The sequence below is a fragment of the Collimonas sp. genome, from assembly GCF_044339385.1.
GTDB lineage: Bacteria > Pseudomonadota > Gammaproteobacteria > Burkholderiales > Burkholderiaceae_D > Collimonas.
In genome coordinates this window covers 1-4,566 of the sequence record NZ_JBIIVN010000184.1, presented here as the reverse complement: position 1 = coordinate 4,566, position 4,566 = coordinate 1, and the positions used below count along the sequence as shown (strand labels likewise).

General features: G+C 53.2%; 4 protein-coding genes and 1 pseudogene. 4 read left to right on the top strand and 1 reads right to left on the bottom strand.

Going from position 1 to position 4,566, the window contains the following annotated elements; translation table 11 throughout:
• Positions 1–168 precede the first annotated feature (168 nt).
• The 4 genes from ACIQ0R_RS11425 to ACIQ0R_RS11410 all read left to right on the top strand — a co-directional run bounded on the left by ACIQ0R_RS11425 (position 169) and on the right by ACIQ0R_RS11410 (position 4,173).
• Entirely contained in the window at positions 169–1,089 is a 921-nt protein-coding gene (locus ACIQ0R_RS11425) for a histidine kinase dimerization/phospho-acceptor domain-containing protein (protein WP_395827443.1), read from the top strand.
• A complete protein-coding gene (locus ACIQ0R_RS11420) occupies positions 971–1,258 on the top strand; it encodes an ATP-binding protein (protein ID WP_395827446.1) in 288 nt (95 codons plus the stop codon). Before ACIQ0R_RS11425 ends, ACIQ0R_RS11420 begins: the two co-directional genes overlap by 119 nt.
• Positions 1,259–1,605: 347 nt before the next feature.
• On the top strand, positions 1,606–1,815 hold the full coding sequence (locus ACIQ0R_RS11415; protein WP_395827440.1) for a hypothetical protein: 210 nt from the start codon (positions 1,606–1,608) through the stop codon (positions 1,813–1,815).
• Positions 1,816–2,121: 306 nt separating this feature from the next.
• On the top strand, positions 2,122–4,173 hold the full coding sequence (locus ACIQ0R_RS11410; RefSeq protein WP_395827437.1) for a M13 family metallopeptidase: 2,052 nt from the start codon (positions 2,122–2,124) through the stop codon (positions 4,171–4,173).
• Between the two features lie 56 nt (positions 4,174–4,229).
• Here ACIQ0R_RS11410 and ACIQ0R_RS11405 read toward each other — a convergent pair.
• Positions 4,230–4,566: pseudogene (locus ACIQ0R_RS11405) on the bottom strand (hypothetical protein); the annotation flags it as partial.

The window sequence follows — 4,566 nt, the reverse complement described above, 5'->3', positions numbered from 1 at the left end:
AAAAGGAGTGCTTCAACACCAACTGTTTGATAGACTTATCCACAGCTGCTAACTCAAAACGCAGCGACCAGCCCTGGGTCACATTTCAATCAGCAGGCTGGGTCAAGATTCAATTAGCGCCAACAGGGCTCGCCTCAAGATGGACAGCTAGAAGCCCGGCTCGAGCGCTTGGATCAACTTAGTCCCGGACGCTATACCCTGCTGACAGACCAGCAAAAAGCGGCATTGCCATCATCAATCAAGGAGGAATTGGCAACCAATCAAATGGCGTGGACCGGCGCCGCTCACAACGCCCGCTGGGATGTCTACATCACACTGAAAGATGGCAGCATCCTGAAAATCGATTCGCATGTCTTCGGCGCTATGGAATTCGTTGCCTATGTACTTATCTTCTGCGCGATGCTAGGGGCTATGATCATGTGGTTGATACCACATTGGCGCGACCTCGAAAAACTGCGTATCGCCGCTGGGCGCTTTGGCGCAGGCGCACTGGATGAACGCGTCAAACTTTCTGAAAACTCCTCCGTCAGGCAACTTTCCGCGCATTTCAATAGCATGGCCGACAGTATCGGAAAACTGATCACGACCCAAAGAGATATGGTCAACTCTGCTTCGCACGAGCTACGCTCACCGCTGGCAAGACTCTCATTCGGACTAGCCAATTTAATGGATAACTGCGATGACAGCGAGAACCATAAACGCATAGAAGCAATGCATAAAGACGTCAAGGAACTGGACGATCTGGTCAGTGAATTACTAACGATAAACATGCTGGAACAATCGGCACTGCCGGAGCGATTGGAAACCATCGTCTTGAAAGACTTTTTGCTTTCGGCTGCCGGCGTATCGGATGAAGAACTGCGCCAGCGGAATAAAAAGATTGCATGGTCCTTGACGCCCTCGCTGACAGAACTCGTCACTGCCCCCCCGCAGCTTGCGGCGCGCCTTTTCCAATTTGATTCAGAATGCGCTGCGTTACTCAGACAGCAACATAAGAGTAAGTACCAAGGCAGAAAGAGACTCATGGACTCTGATTGTGGAAGACGACGGTATGGACATACCGCTAAACGAACGGGAACGAATTTTTGAAGCATTTTACCGGCTTGATCAGAGCCGTAACCGTGCCACCGGCGGCTATGGCCTTGGTCTGACTATCGTCAAAAAAATAGTTGAAGGACTCGGTGGCAGCGTCAGTATCGAGAGTTCCGATCTCGGCGGCGCAATGTTCGTGTTGCGCTTTCCTTTTATGGATCGATAAGAGCGGTTTATAAAAGCGATTTTCAAGCGCACCTATCACTTCCGGTTAGGCCAGATAAAACAAGCTGACTGACATTAAAAAAATCGTCGCATTTTCCCAAAACCGCGCTGAATAAATGCGCTGCGGGCGATACACATTTCATTTTTATTTTTTTATTCATACTATTTCCCTGGCACATCAACACCCTGCGCGCTAGAATCCGAAGACCAGATTTAGGAGGATTTTACTTGTGATGTGCACTACCCGTCTTTTCACATTAGCCACCCTCGCTATCAGCATTACCTCATTCAACGCCGCAGCGGCGCCCCCGAATGAGGATGTAGCGTTAGGAAAATTCCCAAGCTGGATTGAATCGCTCGCCGACCATCTCGACTTCCGCGTCGATCCACGCCAGACCGATTACCTCACACAGCGAAGCGCAACGAATGACCGCCTTGTTACAACCGGTGCCGGGTAAATTGAGCGGTGCCGACCGGGGATTGGCGCAAACCCGAGAAAATACCTTGCTGCGCAGGACATTGCGCGACAAGCAGGATTGCGCCGCCATCCTGCGTTGACAGACGTTTAGCATTTCCTGAAAAAGATATAAGATTGTGATTTGGTTTTTCAGAAAAATGATTGAAATTTGACAATAAGCAGAGCAGCCGCTAGCGGGCGGTGACTGTACGGCGGCAACTGCACGGCGGTAACTCTGCGGCTGTAATGGCGGAGTTGTGACGGTGCAGCTGTAAGTAACAGTCGGGCTGTTGGCCGCCCACCGCGCAACAGATTTTCCAACATGCCTACCAGGCTTTTTTCCGACGACTTCTCATAAGGATTACTTACTCGTGAAACGATCTCTCATTTGTGCAGCAGTATTAACCATGGTTGCAGGCTACAGCGTTTCCACCCCCAGTCTGGCGCAGACTCAATCACCATCGCCGCGCACGGTGGCAGCCGCGGTAGCGGCCATCACCCCGGCCAGCGGCATCGACATGCAGAACGCCGACCTGGCGGTGCGCCCGCAGGACGATTTCTATAATTACGTCAACGGTAGCTGGCTCAAGAAAACTGACATCCCTGCGGACAAATCGTCGTGGGGCACCTTCTACGAGCTGCGCGAAAATTCGTTGAACCAGTTGCACACCATCGTCGATGCCGTCAGCGCCGAGAAAAATCTGACGCCCGGCTCCAACAAGCAAAAAATTGCCGACCTGTACGCCAGTTATATGGATGAGCCAGCGCTGGAAACCTTAGGCATCAAGCCGCTTGCGGCAGAATTCGCCAAGGTCGATGCGTTGAAAGACAAAAAACAAATCGCTGGCCTGATCGCCCACCTTAACAGCATCGGTGTCAGCGCACCGTTCGACATCGGCATTCATCAGGATGCCAAGGATTCGACCCGCGTCATCGCCGATCTTGGTCAGAGCGGCCTGGGCCTGCCAGATCGTGATTACTACCTGAAAGCCGACGACGCCAAGCTGAAGGACACGCTGGACAAATACCGTGCGCACATAGAAACCATTTTGACCATGTCCGGCGACAAGGCTGCGAAGAAAAATGCCGCCAGCATCGTCGCGCTGGAAACCGCGTTGGCGAAGGTGCAATGGACCAAGGTCGAGAACCGCGATCCGGTCAAGACCTACAATCGGGTTGAGCTGGCGCAGTTACAAACACTGGCACCGCACTTCAACTGGAATGATTACCTGTCCGATGCCGACCTGAAAGGCAAGGTTAGCTATCTGGTCATCAGCCAACCGAGCTACATCAAAGGCTTGGATCAGATCATTCAAAGCACGCCGCTGCCGGTCTGGAAGGCTTATTTCAAATGGCATTTGCTGAGCGGCTTTGCGGCCGACCTGTCTAAGCAATATGTCGATCAGAACTTCGCTTTCAAAGGCACTGTGCTGTGCGGTATTCCGCAAAACGAACCACGCTGGAAACGCGGCATTAACGTGCTGGAGGCTGGCATCGGCGAAGGCCTGGGTCAACTATATGTGCAACAGTTCTTCCCGCCGGACAACAAGGCTCGCATGGAAAAACTGGTAGTCAACCTGATCAGCGCCTACCATCAAAGCATCGATGGCCTGGACTGGATGGGAGCAGAGACCAAAAAACAAGCGCAAAAGAAATTGTCTACCCTGATGCCGAAGATCGGCTATCCAGATAAATGGCGCGACTACTCCGGCCTGGTCATCAAGCGTGACGACCTGGTCGGCAATCTGATCCGTGCTAATCAGTTTGAATACAAACGCAACATCGACAAACTCGGCAAGCCGGTCGACCGCACCGAATGGGGCATTACGCCGCAAACTGTTAATGCCTACTACAACCCGGAATTCAACGAAATCGTATTCCCGGCGGCGATTCTGCAACCGCCGTTCTTCAACGCCAATGCGGACGATGCGGTCAACTACGGCGGCATCGGCGCGGTCATCGGCCATGAGATCAGCCACGGCTTCGACGATCAGGGCAGCCAGTACGACGAGGTCGGCAACCTGCGCGACTGGTGGATCAAGGAAGATCACGAGAAATTCGCGGTCAAGACCAAAGCTCTGGTAGATCAATACAGTGCCTACAGCCCGGTTCCTGGCTACCAGGTCAACGGCGAGTTGACCCTTGGCGAGAATATTGCCGACAACTCCGGCCTGGCGATTGCCTACAAGGCATATCAGCTGTCGCTGGGTGGCAAGCCGGCGCCGGTAATCGACGGCCTCACCGGCGACCAGCGCCTGTATCTGGGCTGGGGCCAGGTATGGCGCGGCAAGGTACGCGACGCCCAGGCAATCGTCTACGTCAAGACCGACCCACACTCGCCGCCACGCTTCCGCGGCAACGGTACGCTGAAAAATCAGCCGGGCTTTTATAGCGTATTCGACGTCAAGCCGGGCGACAAAATGTATTTGCCGCCAGAAAAACGCGTCATCATGTGGTAACAACCGGGGGTACAACCCTAGCTCAAAAGCCACCGACTTGTCGGTGGCTTTTTATTTCATTCCAGATCATTGCGGCGTATCCGTTGAACATCGACATCAAGCACAGTGCGCAAATCATTTTCCATACCGGCGTACTCTTGATCCACCACCAGGGCTGCTTCCAGGTAAGCGGCGTCCACCGTCAACAGCGGGGCAATCACGTCGTGCGGCAACTCGGCCTTGGCGATTTGTGCCAGTACCTGCGCATTTGTGGCGGCATTGTGGCGGCTGAGCTTCCCCCGAAATTTAGTCTTCCATAGGTAACGTAAAATCAACGATCCTTTGGAAAGACCAGCAATGAAGAAGATACCAAAACAGATGTACACGGCGGAGTTCAAGGAGCTAGCCGTGCAA